The 24,161-nt window shown below is 36.1% G+C and carries 22 protein-coding genes; 11 read left to right on the top strand and 11 right to left on the bottom strand.

The features are described from left to right. Positions 1-338: 338 nt before the first annotated feature. The 3 genes from ACH2CJ_RS00005 to ACH2CJ_RS00015 are packed head-to-tail and all read right to left on the bottom strand — an operon-like array spanning position 339 to position 2,822. Complete coding sequence (locus tag ACH2CJ_RS00005) at positions 339-1,004, bottom strand: YggS family pyridoxal phosphate-dependent enzyme (RefSeq protein WP_394989968.1); 666 nt, start codon at positions 1,002-1,004, stop codon at positions 339-341. A gap of 12 nt (positions 1,005-1,016) precedes the next feature. Then, the gene (gene pepT, locus ACH2CJ_RS00010; protein WP_394989969.1) at positions 1,017-2,282 is read right to left on the bottom strand and encodes a peptidase T; all 1,266 of its coding nucleotides are present in this window, start codon (positions 2,280-2,282) and stop codon (positions 1,017-1,019) included. Positions 2,283-2,342: 60 nt separating this feature from the next. Continuing rightward, positions 2,343-2,822, bottom strand: a complete 480-nt coding sequence (locus ACH2CJ_RS00015; RefSeq protein ID WP_394989971.1) for a hypothetical protein — start codon at positions 2,820-2,822, stop codon at positions 2,343-2,345. A gap of 233 nt (positions 2,823-3,055) precedes the next feature. On the opposite strand from ACH2CJ_RS00015, the gene ACH2CJ_RS00020 reads away from it, so the two are divergent. The 4 genes from ACH2CJ_RS00020 (at position 3,056) to ACH2CJ_RS00035 (ending at position 5,941) form a co-directional block, all read left to right on the top strand. Then, positions 3,056-3,688, top strand: a complete 633-nt coding sequence (locus ACH2CJ_RS00020) for a hypothetical protein (RefSeq protein WP_394989973.1) — start codon at positions 3,056-3,058, stop codon at positions 3,686-3,688. A gap of 111 nt (positions 3,689-3,799) precedes the next feature. Continuing rightward, positions 3,800-4,915 carry a tetratricopeptide repeat protein gene (locus tag ACH2CJ_RS00025; protein ID WP_394989975.1) on the top strand — a complete coding sequence of 372 codons (1,116 nt, stop codon included), beginning with the start codon at positions 3,800-3,802 and terminating at the stop codon, positions 4,913-4,915. A gap of 175 nt (positions 4,916-5,090) precedes the next feature. Further along, the gene (locus ACH2CJ_RS00030; RefSeq protein ID WP_394989977.1) at positions 5,091-5,618 is read left to right on the top strand and encodes a ubiquinol-cytochrome c reductase iron-sulfur subunit; all 528 of its coding nucleotides are present in this window, start codon (positions 5,091-5,093) and stop codon (positions 5,616-5,618) included. Positions 5,619-5,809: 191 nt separating this feature from the next. Beyond that, complete coding sequence (locus tag ACH2CJ_RS00035; protein WP_394989978.1) at positions 5,810-5,941, top strand: hypothetical protein; 132 nt, start codon at positions 5,810-5,812, stop codon at positions 5,939-5,941. Positions 5,942-6,082: 141 nt separating this feature from the next. Here the strand turns inward: ACH2CJ_RS00035 and gldD are convergent, their stop codons facing one another. Both gldD and ACH2CJ_RS00045 read right to left on the bottom strand, forming a co-directional pair. Continuing rightward, a complete protein-coding gene (gene gldD, locus ACH2CJ_RS00040) occupies positions 6,083-6,682 on the bottom strand; it encodes a gliding motility lipoprotein GldD (RefSeq protein ID WP_394989980.1) in 600 nt (199 codons plus the stop codon). An 83-nt stretch (positions 6,683-6,765) separates the two neighbouring features. Continuing rightward, entirely contained in the window at positions 6,766-7,266 is a 501-nt protein-coding gene (locus ACH2CJ_RS00045; protein WP_394989982.1) for a phosphoribosyltransferase family protein, read from the bottom strand. A 215-nt stretch (positions 7,267-7,481) separates the two neighbouring features. Between ACH2CJ_RS00045 and ACH2CJ_RS00050 the strand changes: the two genes are divergently transcribed. Together ACH2CJ_RS00050 and ACH2CJ_RS00055 are read left to right on the top strand one after the other, a co-directional pair. Continuing rightward, the gene (locus tag ACH2CJ_RS00050) at positions 7,482-7,898 is read left to right on the top strand and encodes a DUF4783 domain-containing protein (protein WP_394989983.1); all 417 of its coding nucleotides are present in this window, start codon (positions 7,482-7,484) and stop codon (positions 7,896-7,898) included. 190 nt (positions 7,899-8,088) lie between these two features. Further along, entirely contained in the window at positions 8,089-8,577 is a 489-nt protein-coding gene (locus tag ACH2CJ_RS00055; RefSeq protein ID WP_394989984.1) for a YcxB family protein, read from the top strand. 168 nt (positions 8,578-8,745) lie between these two features. On the opposite strand, the gene ACH2CJ_RS00060 is transcribed toward ACH2CJ_RS00055, so the two are convergent. The 3 genes from ACH2CJ_RS00060 to ACH2CJ_RS00070 all read right to left on the bottom strand — a co-directional run bounded on the left by ACH2CJ_RS00060 (position 8,746) and on the right by ACH2CJ_RS00070 (position 12,757). Further along, positions 8,746-8,937 (bottom strand): hypothetical protein, encoded by a 192-nt coding sequence (locus tag ACH2CJ_RS00060; protein ID WP_394989986.1) that lies wholly within the window; start codon positions 8,935-8,937, stop codon positions 8,746-8,748. Positions 8,938-9,156: 219 nt separating this feature from the next. Next, positions 9,157-11,799: a T9SS type A sorting domain-containing protein gene (locus ACH2CJ_RS00065; RefSeq protein ID WP_394989988.1), complete on the bottom strand. Its 2,643-nt coding sequence runs from the start codon at positions 11,797-11,799 to the stop codon at positions 9,157-9,159. A 10-nt stretch (positions 11,800-11,809) separates the two neighbouring features. Further along, complete coding sequence (locus tag ACH2CJ_RS00070; RefSeq protein ID WP_394989989.1) at positions 11,810-12,757, bottom strand: alpha/beta fold hydrolase; 948 nt, start codon at positions 12,755-12,757, stop codon at positions 11,810-11,812. A gap of 230 nt (positions 12,758-12,987) precedes the next feature. On the opposite strand from ACH2CJ_RS00070, the gene ACH2CJ_RS00075 reads away from it, so the two are divergent. Further along, positions 12,988-14,649 (top strand): AMP-binding protein, encoded by a 1,662-nt coding sequence (locus ACH2CJ_RS00075; protein WP_394989991.1) that lies wholly within the window; start codon positions 12,988-12,990, stop codon positions 14,647-14,649. A 67-nt stretch (positions 14,650-14,716) separates the two neighbouring features. Here the strand turns inward: ACH2CJ_RS00075 and ACH2CJ_RS00080 are convergent, their stop codons facing one another. Continuing rightward, positions 14,717-16,870, bottom strand: coding sequence for a DPP IV N-terminal domain-containing protein (locus ACH2CJ_RS00080; RefSeq protein WP_394989992.1), 2,154 nt, complete (start codon positions 16,868-16,870; stop codon positions 14,717-14,719). Between the two features lie 75 nt (positions 16,871-16,945). After that, entirely contained in the window at positions 16,946-17,569 is a 624-nt protein-coding gene (locus ACH2CJ_RS00085; RefSeq protein WP_394989994.1) for a polysaccharide deacetylase family protein, read from the bottom strand. A 73-nt stretch (positions 17,570-17,642) separates the two neighbouring features. Here ACH2CJ_RS00085 and ACH2CJ_RS00090 point away from each other — a divergent pair, with 73 nt between their 5' ends. Then, positions 17,643-19,526 (top strand): M1 family metallopeptidase, encoded by a 1,884-nt coding sequence (locus ACH2CJ_RS00090; RefSeq protein ID WP_394989995.1) that lies wholly within the window; start codon positions 17,643-17,645, stop codon positions 19,524-19,526. A gap of 36 nt (positions 19,527-19,562) precedes the next feature. Here the strand turns inward: ACH2CJ_RS00090 and ACH2CJ_RS00095 are convergent, their stop codons facing one another. Beyond that, positions 19,563-20,819, bottom strand: a complete 1,257-nt coding sequence (locus ACH2CJ_RS00095) for a M16 family metallopeptidase (protein ID WP_394989996.1) — start codon at positions 20,817-20,819, stop codon at positions 19,563-19,565. Positions 20,820-20,926: 107 nt separating this feature from the next. Here ACH2CJ_RS00095 and ispF point away from each other — a divergent pair, with 107 nt between their 5' ends. From ispF to ACH2CJ_RS00110, 3 genes are all read left to right on the top strand, one after another. Then, positions 20,927-21,403: a 2-C-methyl-D-erythritol 2,4-cyclodiphosphate synthase gene (gene ispF, locus ACH2CJ_RS00100; RefSeq protein ID WP_394989998.1), complete on the top strand. Its 477-nt coding sequence runs from the start codon at positions 20,927-20,929 to the stop codon at positions 21,401-21,403. Between the two features lie 139 nt (positions 21,404-21,542). Then, positions 21,543-22,685, top strand: a complete 1,143-nt coding sequence (locus ACH2CJ_RS00105) for an amidohydrolase family protein (protein WP_394990000.1) — start codon at positions 21,543-21,545, stop codon at positions 22,683-22,685. Between the two features lie 51 nt (positions 22,686-22,736). Beyond that, on the top strand, positions 22,737-24,161 hold a 1,425-nt coding region (locus tag ACH2CJ_RS00110; protein ID WP_394990002.1), incomplete at its 3' end, for an amidohydrolase.

The following is a 24,161-nucleotide window of genomic DNA, read 5'->3' on the forward strand; positions in this document are numbered from 1 at the left end:
TTTTGTGCAATTACAAAATTACTACTTTTGATGACATCCTGTGTTTTTATTCGTAAATCATTGATTATCAGTTAGTTAAACCCGAAACTCGCATTATTAAAATTAGAGATGTATTGTACCAAAAGCGATTTTGCATAGGAATTATAAGTAATAAAAGAGCAATTTGTTCCAACTTTTAAAAGTATGAACTCAGCTTAATTAATGATGTTATTAAAAATTCACGATATTAAGATATTTATCATTAATTAAGTAAATGTTGGAGTTTAATTTACTTAGTAAATACAAATTTTAACAAATTTGCTTAAAATCCAAGAATAAATAAAAAACACTCAAATCAACTATTTATTATAAATTCGACCACCAAAAATCTTACTTCCCACTCTAATCATATTACTCCCTTCTTCAATAGCAATTTCATAATCTCCACTCATGCCCATGGAGAGAGAATTTAGTTCTGAGTTCTGAATTCTGAGTTTTTCACTAAAGTCTTTTAACTTCCCAAACTCTTTTCTTATTTGGGTTTCGTCGTCGGTGAGGGTTGTCATTCCCATTAACCCTACAATTCTTACATTTGACAGGTTTTTTAAAGTTTCTGGTTGAAGAATTTCAAAACATTCTTCTTCGGTCATACCGCTTTTGGTATCTTCTTCGGCAATATAAATTTGTAGTAAACAGTCAATCACTCGGTTATTTTTGGCTGCTTGTTTATTGATTTCTTGCAATAATTTAAAACTATCAACCGAGTGAATCAAACTCACAAAAGGAGCAATATATTTTACTTTATTCGATTGTAAATGTCCGATAAAATGCCATTCAATGTCTTTCGGCATTGCCTCATATTTCTCGACTAATTCTTGCACATAATTTTCGCCAAAACGCTTAAAACCAGCATTATAGGCTTCCATGAGCATTTCAACAGGCTTAGTTTTTGAAACAGCAATCAGCGTTACGCCTTTGCTAACTACTTGATTTTCAATGTATTGTATATTTTCTACGATTGACATTTTTCTATAATTTTAGTCTGCATTTTCTTCCCAAATCTGCACTAAGTTGATAATTACTTCGGTTGCTTTTTCCATGTCTTGCACCGAAACCCATTCTAATTTTGAATGAAAAGCGTGTTCGCCAGCAAAAATATTTGGACAAGGCAAACCCATAAACGACAAACGCGAACCATCCGTTCCGCCACGAATACTGCGTCTTTCGGGCGTTAAACCTGCTCTTTTGATAGCTTCCAACGCATAATCAACTACTTGAGGGTAACTGACCAAAATTTCTTTCATGTTACGGTACTGCTCAATTACTTTGAAATCTACACTTGAGTTCGGGTAATGTGTAAGTACCTGATTAACAATATTTTGCAAGAAACTTTCTTTTTCGTGAAGTCCAGCAACGGTAAAATCTCTAATGATAAAATCAAGTTTAACGGATTCCTGAATTCCTGAAATTTGGGTCGGATGAATAAATCCTTCCATATTTTCGGTGGTTTCGGGCGAAAGGCTGTCTTTTGGTAATGCTGACAAAATATCACCGGCAATTTTCAAGGCATTTTCGAGTTTTCCTTTGGCAAAACCTGGGTGCGTACTCACCCCATGAATCGTCAAAGTTACCGCATCTGCCGAAAAAGTTTCGTCTTCGAGCGTACCAAGACTTTCTCCGTCCATTGTATAAGCAAAATCAGCAGCCAATTTCTTCAAATCTACTTTTTCTGTCCCTCTTCCAACTTCTTCGTCTGGTGTAAAGAGAATTTTTATTGTGCCATGCTTAATATCAGGGTTTTGCATTAAATAATTTGCGGCAGCCATTATTTCGGCAACACCTGCTTTATTATCAGCCCCTAAAAGAGTTGTTCCACTGGCAGTTATAATATCATTTCCTATCTGATTTTGTAAATCAGGATGCTCTGAAATTTTTATAATTTGAGTCGTATCATCGGGCAAAACAATATCAGAGCCATCCCAATTGAAATGCACAAGCGGCTTTACTCCTGCCCCACTGCAATCGGGCGAAGTATCTATGTGCGAACAAAAACAAATAGTTGGTACTTTTTTCGTTGAATTACTCGGAATTGTAGCATAAACATAGCCCCATTCGTCAAGATGAGCATCGTAAATGCCCATTTCTAATAATTGTTTTACTAAAATTCGACTCAAATCCTTCTGCTTTTCAGTCGAAGGGTTTGAGCTTGCATTTGGGTCAGATTGGGTATCTATCAAAACATAGCGGAGGAAATACTCTGCTGCCCCAGCTCCTAAAGGAGAGTTTATAATATTGTTGCTCATAAAGTTCTTCTTAATTTTCAGTAATCATTTATCCCCTTTAGCGACAATCCAATGGGTCGGTTAGGAGTGCTGGGTGTTTAAAATACTCTTCAAATCAGCGGGTGAATAATAGATGTTTTTTAGGGTCTTGTTGTCTTCTTTACGATAGACCAAAAATTTGCCATCTATTTCTTTATAATAAGCTACTGTTGCTTTTTCGGCAGCGTAATATTTTACGGTATCTTCTGCTTCTTCAACGCTATGGCAGGCTTTACTCATATTTGAGCGTTGAACTTCATCAAAAAGTTCTCTGAATTTTTCACCTAAACCAAATTCCAATATCGCTCCTGACAATACATATTGTATATCGGCCAAGGCATCAGCAACCTCTACTATGTCGTTATTTTCGATAGCTTCTTGTAATTCTCTTAATTCTTCGGCAATGAGCGAGACACGTAAATCGCTTCGTTGTTTTGATGGGATTTGAGGTGTATCTAAAATCGGATGTTTGAAAGTTCTGTGAAATTCGGCAACTTGGTTGAGGCAATCTAAATTTTGCATAAAATTGGAATAAACAAATTTGATGATTTGATAATGTGAGGTTTTTGGCACAAAACTGACTAATTTTGACCTTTTTTTAGCTAAAATTACATCTTATTGAAATTGTAGTTTATTTTTTCTTGAAAAAATTTTTGCCGTAAAATAAATAAAGCGATATTAGCGTTTGCAAAGTTGAACAAATTTCAATAATATTGCTACGTAACTGAAGCCAAAAAATCAAAACCCATCAAATCATGAACAAATTTTATAGAGTTCTTTCAGTGGTAACACTAACATTATCGGTTGCTTTATGGTCATGTAAAGGAGACCAAGGCCCTGTTGGTCCAGCTGGTGCAACTGGTGCACAAGGTGCTGCGGGTCCAACAGGTACAACGGGTCCGGCAGGTGCAATGGGTACTACTGGTGCAGTAGGAGCTACAGGTGCTGCTGGTGCTAATGGTGCTAATGGCAATGCCAACGTTAAAGGTAGCGAAGTAACAGTAAAAGTTGCTGATTGGAAAACAGTAGATGTTGCTGGTATCGGTACTGGAACGACTTCTAAAGCAGGAGCTTTTGAAGTAAAAGATGCCAACATTAAAGCAAGTACTTATGTGCAGGCTTGGGTAAAAGTAGGAACTGAGTTTCGCTCTTTGCCACGCCTTACTGCTGTTGAAGATGTGGATTATGCATTCTCAACTGGTAAACTGACACTTAATTACTTGGGTTACACAACTACAAGCAACGTTTACGTTTATGCTCCACAAACCGACCTTGTTTTCTCTTATGTTACAATTGAGAAATCAAATGTATTGAATATGCAGTCAGAAGGTGTAAATCTTCGTAACCGTGATGCAGTAATGAGTTACTTACAAGCACACAAGTATTAATCGTAAACTACACAATATTAGTAAGTTACGAAGCATAACAAAAAAAGCCTTCCCTTTGGAAGGCTTTTTTTGCATAATTTTCGTTAGTAAAATACATCTACTTTAAAATACATGAAGCGGCTATTTTTTTTAATAATTTTCCTCGTACTTTCTTCTACAACTTTTGCTCAATTATTAAGTGACAATGAATCTAAACAGCTTATTATTAAGGGATTAGATAAGCTTTACAACTACGAATTTAAAGAGGCTGATGGTTTTTTTCAGAAAGTCAAAGCTAAATACCCTAAGCATCCTGTTACTCCACTATTGAGTGCCTTGCAAGTTCAATGGCAAAGTTTACCTGTTGAACAAAATTCTAAAATATTAAATCAATATATTTTATTACTCGAAAAATGTCAGGTATTAGCAGAACCGTTGCTCAATGACCCTTCCCGAAGAGCCGAAGGCACTTTTTTCTTAGTGGCTTCTCATGGTTATATTGCCCTTGTACTTAACGACAAAAAAGAACAAGTAAAAGCTGCCAACGAAGCTCGTAAGGCGTATGGATACCTGAAAGATGGCAGAAAATGGACAGAAAGAAATCCTGAATTTCTCTTTACATCTGGACTATATAATTTTTATAGAATTCAATACCCAGAGACCCACCCTATTGTTAAACCAATTATGCTTTTTCTGGAAGATGGAAACAGAAAATTAGGTCTGCAACAATTAGAACAAGCGGTACAAAAATCGGTGTTTTCTCGCATTGAAGCAGCTTATTATTTAACGAGTGTGAATCTAAAATATGAATCGAATTATCCAAAAGCATTGGTCTATTCTACTTGGTTGCATGAAAAATACCCCAATAATTTACTTTATACCATGCGACATGCTGAGAGTTTAATTATGAATGGAAAATATGATGATGCAATCCCATTCATTCAAACACTTAAAAAAACCAATGAAAAAGAATATATATTAGCTGGTAATTTATTTGAAGGGCAAATTGCTGAAAAAGCAAAGAAAAACGATAAGCAAGCCTACGATTTATATAATATCGTATTGAAAATTCAACCCTCCGACCGGTACACCTCCGACTATTATGCCATAGCTTATGCTGGTTTAGCACGAATCGCCCACCGTGCGGGCAATAGCAAACGAGCAGAAGAACTTTATAATAAATGTTTAGATTATGCTGAATATAATTCAACTACCGCAGAAGCCAAAAAATATTTAAACAAACGATAGTCAATATCTTTACTAATTACCTAATAACCAGCAAGTTAAGCCTTGAAAACATTCTTCAATTATAACTATCTACCAAACATCTACTTGTTTTTTATACTTAAACGCAACCATCATTAGCTAATTCTCGTAATTATTCATAGAAAGAAAGTTTTAAATACATAAATTAATCTTAACTATGGAACAAACACAATTAAGCAGAGGGCAATTTCTACGACAATTGGGTATGAGCAGTGCTGCTTTGATGTCGTTTTATTGTCTTGGCACAACTATGACAGCTTGTACATCGGCAAGCGATGACCCTATGCCAGCACCAACTACACCACCAACACCTATTACACCACCAGTTGTTACACCACCAGCAGCTAATTCTGGAATAACAGGCATGACCACAGGCTCTATTGATTTTACGATTGATTTGTTGCACCCAGATTTCAAAAAGTTAAAAACTGAAGGTGAGTTTACTTACGTAGCCGATATTATCATTGCCAATGCCAAAGGTACTTTTGTGGCTTTATCGAAAGTGTGTACACATCAAGGCACAACCATTGATTTTAGACCAACAGCCAATGACTTCAAATGTCCAAATCATGGTTCGGAGTTCACAACCGATGGCAAAGTACAGAAGTCACCTGCAACAACTGCCTTGAAAGTTTACAAAGCCGAAAGCATAAACAGTGGAAATTCATTGAAAATATCGGCTTAAGAAATACTGAAATTAGAATTTCTTAAGCTATTCTAAAACCAAAAGTTTATTTATTACGTAACTTTAATATAATGATTTATTGTTAGGGGTATGTGTTTCAATAATAAAGGAAGCCGATTTTATTGGCTTTCTTTATGTTACGGAATGTTGCCCACAGAAACTACCTTCGACGGAATCTTAAAAACTGTTTTATGGTAAAAAAATATTTACTCTTCACCTGCTGCATACTAACATTTTCAACTTATGCTCAGAGTACACAAGCCGATAGCCTTTTGTTAGATTTAGCAAATACCAACGAACAAACCAAGCTACTTCCCGAATGAATGTTGCTAACACAAAGGCTTTTTTGGGGACAGAAAGGACTTTATAGAGGTGTTGGAATTACTCCAAAGCTTACTATCGAAAATCGAGAGAAATATGAAAAATAAGTGTCGTTTAATAGCTTTCACTTACATACATTAAAACTATTTCTTCCACTTCAAAGTCTCTAAAATATGGCGGCAATCTACTTTCATGTAGTCAATGATGGGGCGAAGTGAATCGTTTTCAGTAGCGGTCATCAAATAAACTGCTCCTCGCAAATAATGTTTGGTGCTATCAGTTATAAAAAATTGATATGGACTTGGCACTTCTCCTTCCAATTCAAAAATTACAGCTCTTTTTCCATCTTTTGTTTGTAAGAGCTTATCGGTAATCGAATAGGCTTTTTTATCGTGGTGAAATGCCAGTTTTGCAGCATCTGCCATCATGTTTTGCAAACGAACAGGGTCATTATTGACTGGCTTATAAGTAAACTGAATTCGAGAATTGAGTTTTGGATAATAAATAATTATCCAATGAGGCTCGGCATTACGAAATGTATCCCGTTGTACGATGGCATATTTTGAATATTCAAACGAATAAGGATGCTCTTCGGAAAGGTTTTGGTATTGAGGTGTAGGTAAATCAATACGGTTAAAACCTCGTGGCTTAGGAGAATACTCTTCGGTTGTTTTGCTACAACTATACAACAAAAATGTTGCAACAAAACCCATTAACATCTTTACTATCAATATTTTATACATTTTTTATTATTCATTTTTATCTACAAAAAAAACGTGTATAATACGTCTCTACTACAATTTTTTCTAATAAACTAAACACTTTCCTAATATAAATAAACTCCTGTTTTTTCACTATCACCCAAAATAACCTGAATATGTTCATTAAGCGTTGTTGAAAGTGAATAGCCAACATAATCTGCTGCGACTGGATATCGAGGATGATTTCTGTCGACAACAACTGCAACTTGTATTTTTTTTAATGGAATACCCAAAAACGGACGTAAACTGAATGCCAAAGTTTTACCAGTATTTAAAACATCATCACATAAAACGATGTTTTTGTTATGAAAAGTATTAACTTCACTTTCAATCTTTATATCGGGTTGCTCAGTGGCTTGCTTATCGAAACTTAGCTTGGCAATATGTACCTCTAAAGCAGAGATTTGCTTTAATTCTTTGACTAATATTTCGGCGAAATGATAACCCTCACCATTGATTCCAGCAATAATAAGTGACGATTCGTCAAAGTTTTGTTCGTAGATTTGATAAGCTATTCGACGAATTTTTTGTAGTGTTTCTGTTTGATTTAATAATTGATTAGACATAGATTAGGGCTTTTAACAACTGGCTTTGGGCTATAAAAACAAGTTTATATTAAAATTAGATTCCCGAAACAAAACGTTCTTTCTTTTTAATTCCAAAAACAAAGATCGTATCTGTTTGATGGTTTTTTGGCATAATTTGTGTTAATGGCTATTACAACCATAAAACTAACAAAGATACTCAAAACTTAAACATTATGAAGTCGATGAAATACTTAATGTCTGCAATCATTTTTGTACTTCTAACAAATGCTACAAGACCTCATGTAAGTGACACTAAAAGGCGTGGAGAAGATAACGAACTTGCCGACCGAATCAGGATGTCGTTTCGAGCTGGAAATCCACAAATGTTAGCAAGTTGCCTCAATCAAAATATTGAATTAGTGATAGATTCAGAGAAGATTAATTTTCAAAAAATTTCGTCTCAACAAGCTGAACAGATTTTTAAGTCTTTTTTTCAGAAAAATCCCCCATTGGCTTTTCAATACGTTTATCAAGGAGCTTCAAATGCCAACCTTCGATATAGCGTAGGTACTTACCGCAGTCGAAATAAAGATTTTTTAGTATATATCTTAGTGAAACGTTCCGATGCCAACAAATATGTTATTGAGACGATTCAGTTTAGAGAAGGATGATTGAATTTTATGCAAAAAATGCAATCGTAATTATGATAATATAAAGATATTTATCAATCAAAATTTAAAATTATAGAAAAGGCTCTGAGATTATCAGAGCCTTTTTCTATTTTTGTGCTCAGATTACAAAATGATTAGTCAATTGGTGGTTATAAAACCTCGATTGAACATTTAATGACAAAAAAACAAAATGATAGTTAAGACCAAAAAATTTGCATTAGACAAAAAACAGTACGTAAGCATTTCTTTTAAACGACATTTAAAAACTGGCTGGAAATGGTTGTTAATTCCAGCTGGAATATTTTTGTTAGGCTTAGTTCTTCACTTTACGGGTACATACAAAAACTGGTGGATTCCAGTATTATCGGTTGTTGGTGGTGGCTTGTACGTATTATTTTGGTACGCACAATTCTACGCTGCTTCACAAATGGAACAAAACAAGCAGATGTTCGATAAGTTTATGTACGAAATTGATAGCAGCAAAATTTTGGTAAAAATAAACCAGAAAGAAGGTGGAGTAATGAAGTGGGAAAGCATTCAATCGGCCGAAAAAATGGCGGATGCATTTTTGCTAATCATCGGTAAAGGACAGTTTTTACGTTTTCCTTTTAACATTTTCAATAGTGAACATGACATGAAGTTATTTGAGTCAATTTTGAAACGAAAAGAGCTTTTGTAAACGTATGTACCAACTTTTTATTGGGTAATAAAATTATCAATCGGATGGCATATCTTCCTTCCGATTGGTAAAAAATAATAGAACAGTGATTTTAGATAAAAGGATGTCTAATAATTGGTTTATTATTTCCTCTACATAAGCCTGTTCTTAATTTTTTTTGAAAGTGTCTTAATTATAGCTCGCCATTAAGTAGTCCATCGTAGCTAAATCGGTAGCTTGTTCCACATTCATACCGTCTCTTAGGTAAGCGAGTGAGGTTCGTAAATACGATAATTCGTCTTGAAGATTTGGACGTACGCCTGATGTTTTTTCGAGTACTTGTTCAATGTATTCTGTCGGAATTAGGATTGATTCTTGCATTGTATGATAGTTTTGAATAGTTTCAAACTAATATACAATATCAATGCCAAACACTATTTTTATGCAATAAATTGGCAAACAATATAATTCCAATTTTAGATTTAAACACAAGGTTTCAGTTAAGTACAATACTTATAACTCTTTTTATTATTTTATAAGCTATAACGACACGGTGCTTCGCTACGGAATAATTATTAAATTTTTGTTTCATGCATACGATTATTCCACTACCATTTTTACTACTTTAGTCGACGCTCCATTCATCAGTTTCACAAAGTAAAGACCTGATGGTAAGCCTATTATATTAAATTTCTTACCAAATTTGAGGGCTTTTGGTTGCAGGCTTTCTTCATGTCGAATCCTGCCCATGATATCAATAATTTGTATCGTTTCTACTTCACTATAATCTGCTTTTATCGTAAAATTTCCATTGTTTGCGTTCGGATAAAGGCTCACTTTCATACCATAAAAATCGGCACTCTGTGGCGTTACATCGGTCAGTAAATCACTTACCCAAACACCACGTCCAAAAGTTGCTGCATACAACTTTTTTGTAGTCTGATTGATTTCCAATTCATGCACGATTACGTTGGGTAAATTTCCTACCAAAGGCTTCCATTCTTGTGTGCCAATGACCAAATAATAAACGCCAATGTCCATACCTACATACAGAATATCAGAGTCTTCGTCAGACTGATAAACAATACAATTGGCGGGAACATTTGGCAAATTATAACTAATATTCTCCCAGTTTTTGCCTCCGTTGCTCGAATAGTAAACTTTTTCTCCCACCACAAAATTGCTTAAAGTTGCCCATACACGGTCAGGAAAATTGTCATCAACAGTCAAGTATGTAATGTATGACTCTTTATAAATATTATTGGTGATGTTTTCCCAAAACTCCCCATTATTGCTTGTACGCCACAAATCGGCGGGCAGCTTTGATAATGGTGTATTCTTTTTGGCGATATAAATAATATCAGAATTACCTTTTGGTACAGCTAAAGCACTCGAAACTTGAGGATATTTGGTTGTACCAAAAATCTTGAAATTAGAAATTGGTGCAAACGAATTTCGGTCCTGCCCGACAGTTCCCTTAAATACATTTCCGCCCGCAATAATTACCTGATTTTTTTCTTTATTGATTACAAAAGGCGTTGTCCATTCACCTGTATCTGTATTTGATGCTGGGGGAAAAACCTGCTTTTCTTGCTTTCTTGAGTCATTTTTGTCAAAAAAAGCAATATAGCCATATTGCGACGAACCATAAATATAATTATTGATTAAAGCACCTTCCATGCCATCACCTCCAAACTCATTTGTCCAATTTTTGCCTATTTCAGTCAAAAACATATTATTGTCTTGAGCTCCAGTAATAACTCTTTTACCATCTTCTGAAACGCCCAAACGATAGCAAGACGTAGCATTAATACCCTTGGCTACAAATTTCCAAGAGAGGTTTTGGTTAATATTAGCAATTATCTCTTTGGTAGCATAAACACCTCCATCGTTACACAAATAAATTGTTTTGTTCAATGGATTATAAGCAAAGGCGTGCTGGTCGGGGTGAATCGTTGTATAACCTGTTGCTTGTTTCCATGAATTTCCTCCGTCAATGGTTTCATTCAAAATCAGCCCTCCAACATAAACAGTTTGGGGCTTAGTTGGGTGAACCAAAATACATAAATCATAAAAGCCTTGTCCGCCCGAAGCAGTGTAAGCCGTTGAAAGTAAATTGCCTTTAAAAGCTGATTTTTGCCAAGTTTCACCACTATCTAAACTTCGATAAAACCCTTCAAATCCATTATTGGCATCGCAAGTAACCGCATAAATAATAGTAGGATTTGAAAGTGAAATGGCTACTTCTATACGTTGAACAACAGTAGGACTAATACCCGTTGGAACAAGTCTCCACGTATTTCCTGCATCTTCCGACTTCCAAAGTCCTGCTTCACCTTGCTTGGTAGTGGCCACATAAACTGCCGATGCAAACAAAATATTAGAGTTGGTTGGATGCTGCACCAATGCCGAAGTCATTTTGTCTAATACTTTAACTGACCATGTATCTCCCCCATCAAATGATTTAAAAACACCTTTTACACCTACTACAAGCACTTCTTTCGAGTTTTTTGGGTTTACCCAAACCGTACGTGTAATAGAATTGATACCTTCCGAAAGTTGATTTTTTAGTCCTGTTTGTTTCCAAACTTTACCACCGTCGATACTTTTCCAAACACCAATTCCATAATAAGTATTCCGTTTGCGGTCGGCTGTATAAAGGTCATAGCCAATGTAGGCAAAATCTGCCAACGAAGCGTAAATTATCTCTGAATTATTGGGGTCGAGGGTTATACCACTGACTCTCAAAATAGGTAAATTATCGCCGATAGGCACATAAGAATTACCCCCATTGGTGGTTTTCCAAATTCCACCTTGTCCAAAACCTAAATAAAAAGTGAGGCTATCTTTTGGATGAAAAGCTATGCAATTTACTCGTCCGATACCAAATAAGTTACTATCGCCATAAGGCCCTGCTGGTGACCAATCAGGGGCTTTCACACGAGCGTTAATAGCCGTTTGCCGAAGTTTTTCAACCTCTTTATTGGCATTTAGTAATACTTCATTTGAAGGCATTTTTCCTTCTTCGTCAACTCTTCTTAATAAATCATTTTCATAACGAGCCATCCATTTCCAACCCTTCGTTTCTTTGGGTTGCCGAGCGAGCCATTCCTTAAATTGCAGCTCATGGTCGAATAAATTTTCAGATTTATCTAAACTTGGCACTGGTTCGGGAATCGTTTGAGCAAAAACTATAACGCTATAAAGTATTGATAGTAAGGATATTATAAATAGTTTTTTCATACAATAATTTTCATTTCTTCAAAAACTCTTTCACTACTGCAACTGTTTCGTGGGTATTTTCTTCCATTGGCGTATGTCCTAAATTTTTAAAGACCACCAAAGTATCATTCGGTAAATCACGGTGAAATTTTTCGGCAACATCAAGTGGGATTAGTAAATCTTTATCACCCCAGATAATGAGCGTTGGCATTTGCAATGTTTTGATTTTCAAATAGTTATCGGTTAAAATATTCTGATTAATTCTATTCAGAAATGCTTCTCGATTTCCTGTACGAAGCGAAAGTTCAAAATATCTATCAATCAATTCGGGCGTAACCTTTTCTTTCTGAGCATAAACATTCATTACACTTTTCTCGACTATTGAACGTGGAGTTACGTACTTAAAAAGATTTTTAATAACTGGAATTCTTGCTATTTGAAAAGCAATTGGAACTGACTTTGACTGCATCGGATAGCCTCCTGCATCAACCAAAATCATTTTTTTTACTTTTTCAGGATATTTCAAAGCATAGACCCAAGTAATAGCTCCACCCAACGAATTTCCACCCAAAATACACTTCTTTATACGGAGTTCAGTCAAAAAATGATTAATAAATTCTGCATAGAAATCTTGCGAATAATCACCCGTTGGGTTTGGACCCGGTAGTCCATAAGCTGGTAAATCTAAACGTATAACTCGGTGTTCAGGTTTTAGTTCACGTACCCAACCTTCCCAAGTATGCAAACTTGCCCCAGTGCCATGTATTAGAATTACGGGAATTGTATCATTTTGGTTGCCTTCGTCTCTATAATGTACCGACATTCCGTCAATTTGCACAAATTTCGACTCTAAATTGGCGTATTTTCTAATTAAAATTTCTAATGGAATATCATTTTTCCAATAAACAACGGAAACTCCAACGCCTAATAACACAATAAATATTAAAGCAAACTTTATTATTTTCCAGACAATGTTCATTTTAAAAATAGTTTAATTTCTCAAAAATAGTATATACGTTTTAATTTTTCGGCAAATCTTACCATTTATTATAAACACCTAAGCCTTCATAAAGCAGCTAAGTTTGAAAAAGTACAATGATAATAATATTATTAATTTCCTTAAAAATATTTAATTTTTTCATTCTTTTGTGCAAATTTGCCAACAATATCATCTATTTAAAGTTAACGCAATAAAACCTGTTAATATTTATGAAAATCTCACCCGATAAATCCCTATTGGACTATTTTTACCATTGGGAAAAAACTACGCCCGATAAAATTTACTTACGCCAACCTTTTGGTGATACTTTCCGTGATTTTACGTGGAAAGAAACTGGGAAACAGGTGCGAAGCATGGCTTCCTACTTAAAATCACTTAATTTGCCTCCCAAAAGCAATATAGGTTTGGTCTCTAAAAACTGTGCCGAATGGCTCATTGCCGATTTTGCTATTATGATGTCGGGGCATGTTTCTTGCCCTTTTTATGCTACGCTAACCGCCGACCAAATAAATCAGGTGCTTACTCATAGTGGTTGCGAAGTACTTTTTGTTGGGAAATTAGATGATTGGCAAGGAATGAAATCGGGTATTCCTAAAAAAATAAAGTGTATTTCGTTCCCTACCTATAATCCTGACCCTCAGCATGAGCAATGGGAGCAAATATTGGATAATCATGCTCCATTGGCTACCAATTATTGTCCAAGTCTTGATGATTTATTTACAATAATCTATACATCAGGCACAACTGGAAATCCGAAAGGTGTTATGTTAAAATACGGTGCCATGTCAAACGGCATCTATCAAACCCGTGATATTGCCAAACTTGATTATCCAAATCCTCGTTTCTTTTCTTATTTGCCACTTTGCCATATTGCCGAGCGAAATATTATTGAAGCGGCAGGAGTTACCATCGGAGGAACAATATATTTTGCCGAAACTTTGGAAAGTTTTGCAAAAAATTTGGCAGAAGCTCGACCTACACATTTTTTGGCAGTTCCACGTATCTGGACAAAGTTTCAGTTGGGAATTTTAGCAAAAATGACAGAAAAGAAACTCAATTTATTCCTAAAAATACCCATTTTAAGTGGCATTGTTAAGAACAAAATACGCAAAGGATTAGGTTTAGATAAAGCTGTGGTGATTTTAACAGGGGCGGCTCCCATGCCTGCAACTTTGATTAAGTGGTTCAGAAAATTAAATATTGATATTCAGGAGGCTTATGGCATGACTGAAAATTTGGGGGCTGTTTGCATGATGCCTAAAGATAATATCAAAGATGGTACAGTTGGCAAATTATACCCAGGCATGGAAGTAAAAATTACTCCTGAAAATGGTGAAATTCTGACTCGCTCGAAATGGAACATGGTGGGATATTATAAAGAACCAGCCTTAACTGCCGAAACCATTGATGCAGAAAATTGGATTCATACAGGTGATGTGGGCGAGCTTGACTCCGAAAATTACTTAAAAATCACGGGTCGAGTAAAAGAAATGTATAAAACATCGAAGGGCGAATACGTTGCTCCCGCACAAATTGAGTTTGGCTTTGCTGACAATAATTTCATCGAACAAATATGTGTGGTTGGAAATCATTTGCCTCAACCTATTGCCCTAATTGTACTGTCTGATTTAGGTAAAGCAACTGATAAACAAGTAGTTAAAGAAAGTTTAGAAGAAACATTGAAAGATGTAAATCCTCGCTTAAAATCTTATGAGCGGGTGCAACGAATTATAATTTTACGTGAACCATGGACGGTAGATAACAATAAAATGACCCCGACATTAAAAATAAAACGTAATATTATTGAAAAAGAATTCACTCCAAAATTAGATGGTTGGTACGATAAAAAAGACTTGGTTGTTTGGGAGTAAGTTTTTAGGTATGATATATGAAGTATGATATTTTAAAAAAAATCACCTCATATATCATACCTCATACTTATTTAAGCAATCCTTCAGGAACTGATTTTTCTAATAAATGTTTGTAAATAAACTGCGTTTTTAGATTATCGAAATGCAGACCTTTTGCTCCGCCCCAGCCATGTCGACCATTTGGGTAAAGCATAAATTCAAAGTTTTTCTTGGCATCTTCTAACTTGCTAATCAACTGAATACTGTTTTGTAGATGTACATTATCGTCCATTGTGCCATGTACAATCTGTAGCATTCCTTTGTATTTATCAATGTGAGTCATTACACTTCCACTCTTGTATCCATCAGGATTTTCGGCGGGCGTATCCATGTATCTTTCGGTATAGGCACTGTCATAAAGCCCCCAATCGGTTACACTTCCACCTGCCATTCCGTGCGTAAATACATCACTTCCGTAAGTCAAAGCATAACAGCTCATGTATCCACCATAACTAAATCCTGTGATACAAATCTTCGTTGGGTCAGCTATTCCCTTATCTATCAATGACTTAACCATTGTTTTATAATCTTTCATTTCCCAATAGCCTAAATTTCGGTGCATATAAGCTACGCCTTCTTTTCCGAAATGCCCGCTGGCACGGTGGTCGAGTGCTACCTGAATAATTCCTTCTTTGGCATACCATTGGCTGCGTGTACTCCATGCCCATTGGTCATATACTGTTCCTGCATCTGGACCGCCGTAAATGCTAATCAAAACAGGGTATTTTTTTCCTGCTACCATATTTTGAGGGTAAACAATTGTCATGGGCAAATCAAATAGTCCATCATCGCTTTTTACTCGGAGAAGTTCAGTTTTAGCCAAATTATAATTATCCATTTCAGTGCCTTTTGCCGAGCCTAATTCACGAATAATGTTTCCAGTATTGTCAATAACCGCCATTTGAGGAGGCGTATTGATATTTGAATAGGTCGTGATAAAATATTTCAGATTGGGAGAAGTCTGAATTTGTTTATGGTTAAATTCTCCAAATGTAAGGCGTTTCATACCTTTCCCATCGAAACCTACCCGATAAAGGTCAAAACGAGCAGTATTTTCGATGCCACGAGCATAAAAATAAACGACACGATTTTTTTGATCAATGCCTTCTACCGATTTTACTGTAAATTCCCCTTCGGTGATATTATTCTTAAACGTCCCGTCAATGCCATACATATACAACTGTTTCCAGCCAGTTTTATCACTAATAATCATCATTTCTTTGCCGCCATCCATAATAGTTAGGCGTTCGTCGGCTTCGTCAATGCCAATCCAAGATTTTTGAGTTTCGGCATAAACTTCTTTTTTGCTACCATTTTTGGGTGAAACATTGTACATTTTTAAGCTATCGTTGCCACGATTTACCCATTGAACCATCAAACCACTTCCATCAGGCAACCATTCTGGCCAACCCAAATAATGCTCTTCTTTCATATTGAAATCTACCCAGGTTGTTGATCCACCGCCTGGCAAAACAAAGCCCAATTTTGCTTCTGGATTTGGATCGCCACTTTTCGGATAACGAGTTTCTTCAATAAAACCATGCTGTCCTTCGCTGCTATACAGTGGAAACATGGGAGTTTTTGATTCATCAAAACGCATATAAGCCAACGATTTACTATCGGGACTCCACCAAAATGCCTTAAAACGAGTTGGTCGTCCGAAGATTTCTTCCCAATAAACCCAAGTAGCATAACCATTCAAAATTGTCTTTGTACCATCTTTTGTGAGTTGAATTTCTTTTTTGGTTTTGAAACTATAAGTATAAAGATTATTGTCTTTAGTATAAGCAATGTAACTACTATCGGGCGAAAATGTAGCATTTTTCTCCTCTCCTTTATCGTTTGTTAGTTGCGTTTCTATACTACCATTTTTCAATAAAAGGTCACCATTTTTACTAATAACCGATTTTGTAGGAGCATTTTTTGGATTAATAATATCAGGCGTTGCATCAGTAATTTTACCACTTGCCAATTCCAGCACTACAGGTTTCATGTCGGCTTCGGGAGATGCTTTTTGCGTAACAACAATCTTTTCATCGTCAATCCAACGACCAAAAGTAGGCAATGGTTGAGTAAAATTTTTTGGGGCTTTGCCTGACTTTAATTCTTTTTCGTCAAAATCTTTCTTCTGAGCAAAAACAACAACATTGGTCAAGCACAAAAACAGTAAAGTACGTTTCATTAGTTTTAGTTTGATGATTAATTTTTCGTGTAAATTTAAAAAGATTGTTGGTTTTTTTGGAAGAATATAGTGGATTTATAGCATTTCAAACCTAAATCCTTTCTCCGAAAAGTGTTCCAAAAACTTTGGTAATGCGTATAACATATTTTTATTTGCCTTAATACTATCATGAAAAAGCACAATCGAACCTGCTTCTGTATGTTTTAAGGTTTTTTCTAAAACGGTTTTTGGAGATAGCTTTAAAGAAAAATCTCCACTAAGCACATCCCACATAATTATTTGATAATCAGGAAAAACCACATTTGCTTGGCTACGCTTAATACGTCCATAAGGCGGACGAAAGAGGCTTGTGTACACTCCTCTGCTCACCATCTCATCTTTGCATTGTTCAATATTGTCGAAATAAACTTTATCGTCTGTTGTCCAGCCTTTTAGATGATTAAAAGTATGATTTCCGATGCCATGACCATCGTTGATTACTTTTTGAAAAACATCAGGGTTCTTTTGAATGTTATTTCCAATGCAAAAAAATGTGGCTTTGGCATTGTAAGCAGCTAAAGTTTCAAGCACAAATTCTGTAATTTCTGGAATTGGGCCATCATCAAAAGTTAGGTAAATGATTTTTTCTTGCGTAGGTTTTCGCCAAACAAAATTTGGGTACAATGCCCGTATCAAGAAATTGGTTTTGTGAAGAAACATATTTTTTTGTTTTTAACAAAGGTCATTAATTTTAGAATGAATTCATAAATTGCAGGAAAATCGTCCGATAAAAATGAAAAATTACACCTCTCTTTTCCTTCTAATCTTTGCTTTCCTCCAAATAAACGCTCAAAAACCGCCTTTAAGCAACCGAATTGCCAATTATGATATTTCGGTAAAATTGGATGCAACAAAAAAAACGCTTGACGGAAAAGAAACGCTTGTCTGGAAAAACACTTCAACCGATGAAATTTCTGAACTTCAATTTCATTTGTATCTGAATGCTTTCAAAGATGAAAACTCTACTTTTATGAAGGAATCGGGTGGGCAACTAAGAGGAAATAAAATTGATAAAAATGCCAAAGAAAATTGGGGTTCAATTTCTATTCTTTCGATGCAAGTGCTTGGCGGAGAAAATTTGACCAATAAAATACAGTTTATTCAGCCCGATGACCTCAATGACAAAGATAAAACGGTTATTAGGGTGCCATTGAGCAAGCCTCTTAAACCTAACGAAAGTATAACACTCAACATCAATTTCAAGGCAAAATTGCCTCAAATATTTGCTCGAACTGGCTTTGCCGATGATTATTTTTTGGTTGGTCAATGGTTTCCTAAAATCGGTGTTTACGAATCGGCAGGTATGCGGTATGCCACCAAGGGAGCTTGGAATTGCCATCAATTTCACGCAAATAGCGAATTTTATGCCGATTTTGGCAATTATCGGGTAAATATGACCGTTCCGAAAAACTATGTTTTGGCAGCCACTGGCATTTTTAAAAATGAAAAAATTAATCAAGATAATACCAAAACCACCACTTATCATGCCAGCGATGTACATGATTTTGCGTGGACGGTTTCGCCCAAATTTGTGGTAAGCGAACGCCAATGGAAGCATGTGAAAATAAAAGCTGTAATGCAGCCCGAACATTCGGGTTCGACCGAACGATATTTTCAATCTGCCATTATTGCTTTAAACTATTTCGATAAAAATTTAGGTAAATATCCTCATTCTGTTCTGACTTTGGTCGACCCACCTTTGGCTGGTTCGGGTTCGTCGGGCATGGAATATCCTACTTTTATTACTTGTGGCGAAACTATTTGGGGATTGCCAAACGGCATGAGGCTTCCTGAAGTGGTAACGATTCATGAGTTTGGCCATCAGTATTTTCAAGGAATGCTGGCATCAAATGAGTTTGAAGAATCGTTTTTAGATGAAGGTTTCAACCAATATTACGAAGGCAGAATCATGGACGAAACTTATGGAAAAGGCTCTCTATTCAATATATTTGGCTTCAAAATGAGCGATATGGAATCTTCACGCATGAGTTATGTTGGCATGGATAATCCAAAGATTTCAGAGATTTTTAGGTATTCATGGAAATATCCTAAAGGAACTTATGGTGTTTTAACTTATACCAAAACTGCTACTTGGCTAAAAACCTTGGAAAATATGCTTGGTAGAACTGTGATGGATGAAATTATGCAAACGTACTTTATTCGTTGGCGTTATAAACATCCTTGTGTGCAGGATTTTATCAATATTGTCAATGAAATTACGCCCAAACGCTTAGGAAACAAGCTCGAAATTAACATGAATTGGTATTTTGAACAAGTTCTTTACAAAGCTTCTGTTTGCGATTTTGCTGTAAAACCAATAAAAAATAATGGAAATAAAAGCGAATTTACAGTGAAACAATTAGGCGATATGATATTACCAACTGAAATCTTAGTAAAATTTGCAGATGGAAAAACCGAAATTCTTGCATGGAATGGCAAAGACCATACTAAAACCTACACGTTTGACAAAGCAATAGAATCAGCTCAAATTGACCCAAAAAACAAAATTTTGCTTGATTTGAACATCAATAATAATAGTCAAAGCCTCAAACAATCTTCATTACCTTTTCTGAAATATGCAATGAAAATAATGTTTTTGCTTGAAAATCTAATCTAATTATTAACTATAATATCTAAAAAGGTCATTAAATCATTAATTTTCAGAACTGGATTCGCCGCTCGCTCTATAATACATTGTTGAACAATTTTCTTTTCTTAAAATTTGTTTTGCCATTGTTTGAAGAGTTTTGGGTGTAACTGCAGCAATTCGTTCGGCGTCGTGGTTGCACCAATCAACATTTCCAGCATTTGCCGCAAATGCCAAATTCATGGCACGACTGAGTAATTCAACCTCTGCAAAAGCCAAAGTTGACTCTGTTTGGTTTTTTACTTTCTGTAATTCATTCTCTGATAATGGAATATTGGCTAAGTCAGCGACCAACTCTTCAATCGCCAAATTAGCATCTTCGAGCGATACACCTTCATTTAAATTTCCTTGAATAATTAATAAACCTGGGTCGAGCGAAGCTGTTACATAACCTGCTACATTATTGAACAATTGTTTTTCCTTAACTAATTTTGAGTAAAGGCGTGAAGATTTCCCTCGACCTAAAATGTCACTCAACAAATCAACATTATAAAATTGCTCATCAAAACGCTTAGGTGTATGGTAGGCTTTATAAATAGCATTTAAAGGTACTTTTGCCGAAATTTCTAAGAATTTTGCTTGTATTTGAGGCATTTCTTGTGGAATATTCCTAATATATTTTTCTCCTGCGGGAATTGGCTCAAACCATTTTTGACATAAATCTTTAATTTGTGGCACAGTTATATCTCCTGCAACAACCAAAATAGCATTATTTGGCAAATAATATTTATAGAAAAAACCCTTCACATCATCCATTGTAGCCTCTTCAATATGGCTAATTTCTTTTCCAATCGTTGCCCAACGATAAGGATGTTTATCATAAATCAGCGGCCGAAGTTTCAGCCAAACATCGCCATAAGGTTGGTTCAAATAACGTTGCTTAAACTCTTCAATTACAACTTTTCTCTGCACTTCAAGCACTTTTGGGTCGAACGAAAGGCTCATCATTCGGTCAGATTCCAGCCAAAAAGCAGTTTCAACATTTTCAGACGGAAGTGTAATATAATAATTGGTAATATCGGGCGAAGTAAAAGCATTGTTTTCACCGCCTACTTTTTGGAGGGGTTCATCATAAGCTGGAATATTTTTTGAACCACCAAACATTAAATGCTCAAAAAGGTGAGCAAAACCTGTTTTGTTCTCCTCTTCATCACGCGAACCCACATTATAGAGAATATTGACAGCCGCCATTGGTGTGGTGTGGTCTTCGTGAACGTAAACTTCTAAGCCGTTTTCTAAAGTAAAATGTTGGTAATTAATCATCAGAACGCATTTATGAAAAAAATTATTTGTCGCAAAGTTAAAACATCTTTCTGAAAGCAAAAGTTTTAATCGAAAATAGCTACTTTTGCCCAAACGAAATTTTATTTATGAATATAAGAATTGGTCAAGGATACGACGTACATCAATTAGGCGAAGGATATGATTTATGGTTAGGTGGCGTAAAAATTCCGCATACAGTGGGTTCGGTAGGGCATTCTGATGCCGACGTATTACTCCACGCAATATGCGATGCACTTTTGGGAGCTGCAGCAATGGGCGATATTGGCTTGCATTTCAAAAATACTGACCCACGCTGGAAAGGCATAGATAGCAAAGTTTTATTGAAAATAGTAGTAGAAATGCTCGAAAAAGAAGGTTATAAAATCGGAAATATCGACTCGACTGTTTGTTTGCAAGAACCTAAAATCGGCAAATATATTCCCGAAATGATAAAAGCAATCGCGAGCGTAACAGGTTTACCCGAAAACTGTATTTCTATCAAAGCAACCACCACGGAAGAAATGGGTTTTGTTGGCAGAATGGAAGGTCTGGAAGCTCATGCTGTGACGTTAATCTATAAATAATAAAGTCTATAACAAAAGTCTGATATTTTCCTTTTCATCGCCAATTTTATGGTTATTGTCGAAATATAAACACTCTTCATACAAAATTATTGCTTTTTCATTAAATTGCAGGAAACATTCTAAAAACCTACTATTGTTAATGAAAAAACTTACGCTAATAGTTAGTATCTTATTGACTATCAACCATTTACAGGCTCAACAAATCAAGATTGGCGATAATGCTGGTGCTGTAACATTTGAAGAATACGAACCAAAATCTACTCTCGTTGTTCCTGGAAAACCAATCACAAAAGCCAAATTTCCGTTTATTGATGTTCACAACCACCAATGGGAAATGAAAAGTAAAGAAGATTTGACCAAGCTTACCACCGAAATGGACAAAATGAACATGGGCTTGATGTGTAATCTGAGCGGGAGAGGTTTCAACCAAGATGAAGCCAAAAGTACGGCTGGAATTGTAGGTATGATTGATGCCGTGAAAGCTAATTATCCGACTCGCTTCGCTATTTTTACGAACATTGATTTCTCGAAAATAAATGAGCCAGACTGGACGAAAAAAGCCGTAAAAATGCTCGAAGAAGACGTAAAACTTCGTGGAGCGAAAGGTTTGAAAATTTATAAAAGTCTTGGCTTTAGTGTAAAAGATAATGGTAAATTAGTTGCTGTTGATGATGCACGCATCGACCCTATTTGGGCAAAAGCAGGCGAATTGGGTATTCCTGTTTTGATTCATACTGCCGACCCAGCTTCTTTTTGGAACCCACTCAATGCTCAAAACGAACGTTGGCTCGAACTCAAAACTCATCCCGGACGCAAGCGTGATGCTTCGGCAGGAAAAGATTATTCGTGGGAGCAACTCATCGAACAGCAGCACAATGTGTTTAGAAAACACCCAAAAACTACTTTCATTAATGCTCACATGGGTTGGTATCCAAATGATTTGGCAAAATTAGACAGTTTAATGGATGCTTTCCCCAATATGTATGCCGAAATTGGAGCAGTTATTGCCGAATTGGGTCGTCAGCCACGCATGGCAAAGAAGTTTTTTGAAAAACGCCAAGACCGTATTTTGTTTGGAAAAGACTCTTGGGTTCCTGACGAATACCAAACTTACTTTAGAGTTTTGGAAAGCGAAGACGAATATTTTCCATACCACAAAAAATACCATGCTTACTGGCGTATGTATGGCATGGGACTTTCAGACGAAGTTTTGAAAAAAGTTTATTATAAAAATGCTCTAAAAATAATTCCAGGACTTGATAAAAGTAAATTTCCAAAGTAAAAAAAGTCAATAGAATGTGTTCTTCAAAAATTCCTAAACTAAACTAAAATCATGACAAAAACTTACATCTTCATTACTTCAATGTTGATTGTCGGTAATTTGGCTTTTTCTCAAAAGAAAAAAGTCGTTGTTGCTCCTGTTCCCGACAAACTGGAATTGTTGAAACAGGAAGTTATCAAGAAAATTGACGACCGGCAAAAATTTACACAAGAAGTAAATGACCAAATTTTCAGCTTTGGCGAATTGGGGTTTCAAGAATACGAAACTTCAAAATACATTACTAATTTGCTCGAAAAAAATGGTTTTAAAGTTGAGCGTGGCGTAGCAGGAATGCCTACGGCGTGGATTGCTAAATGGGGTTCGGGAAAACCAGTGATTGCTATCGGTAGCGACATTGACTGTATTCCGAAAGCCTCTCAAAAACCTGGAGTTGCTTATAAAGAGCCAATCGTAGAAGGTGCTCCTGGGCACGGCGAAGGGCATAATTCTGGTCAAGCACTAAATATTACTGCCGTGCTTGCTTTGAAAGAAATTATGGAACGTGAGAAGATTCAAGGAACATTGATGCTTTGGCCAGGTGTTGCCGAAGAGCAGGTGGGAGCAAAAGCTATTTACGTGCGTGATGGTTATTTCAAAGATGTTGATGCTTGTATTTTTACGCACGTGGCCGATAATTTGGGCGTATCATGGGGCGATGCTGGAAATAATGGTTTGGTTTCAGTGAAATTTCATTTTGAAGGAGCAGCTGCTCATGCAGCGGGAGCTCCATGGTTGGGAAGAAGTGCTTTAGATGCCGTAGAATTGATGGATATTGGTTGGAATTTTAAGCGTGAACATTTAGAAACTACGCAACGCTCGCACTATGTAATTTCAGATGGTGGCGACCAACCAAACGTTGTACCTTCAAAAGCAACGGTTTGGTATTATTTCCGTGAGCGTACTTACCCAAAAATCAAAAAATTGTTTGAAGCGGGCGTAAAAATAGCCGAGGGTGCTGCTATGATGACCGATACTAAGTTTACTTATGAGATTTTGGGTAGTGCTTGGCCGGGACATTTTAATAAGCCAATTGCCGAAACGATGTATAACAACATTAAGCGAGTAGGTTTACCACAATGGTCAGAAGAAGACCAAATGTTAGCAAAAGCAAGTCAAAAAGAGTTGAAATCTTCAAAAACTGAGGGTTTATCTATAAAATTAGACACCATGAGCGAGCCTGTTTATTCACCAAACATTGTTCGTCAAGGTGGCTCAGATGATATTGCTGATATATCTTGGTCGTTACCAACAGTCGTTTTACGTTACCCCTCAAATATGCCCGGAATGCCAGGGCATCATTGGGCAAATGCCATTACGATGGCAACGCCAATTGCTCACAAAGGCTGTACGGCTGGGGCAAAAGTTGAGGCTTTGACGCTTTTAGATATGCTTTTAAAGCCCGAAATAATCAAAAATGCTTGGGATTATTATAACAAA

It is taken from the genome of Emticicia sp. (assembly GCF_043780375.1).
Lineage (GTDB): Bacteria > Bacteroidota > Bacteroidia > Cytophagales > Spirosomataceae > Emticicia.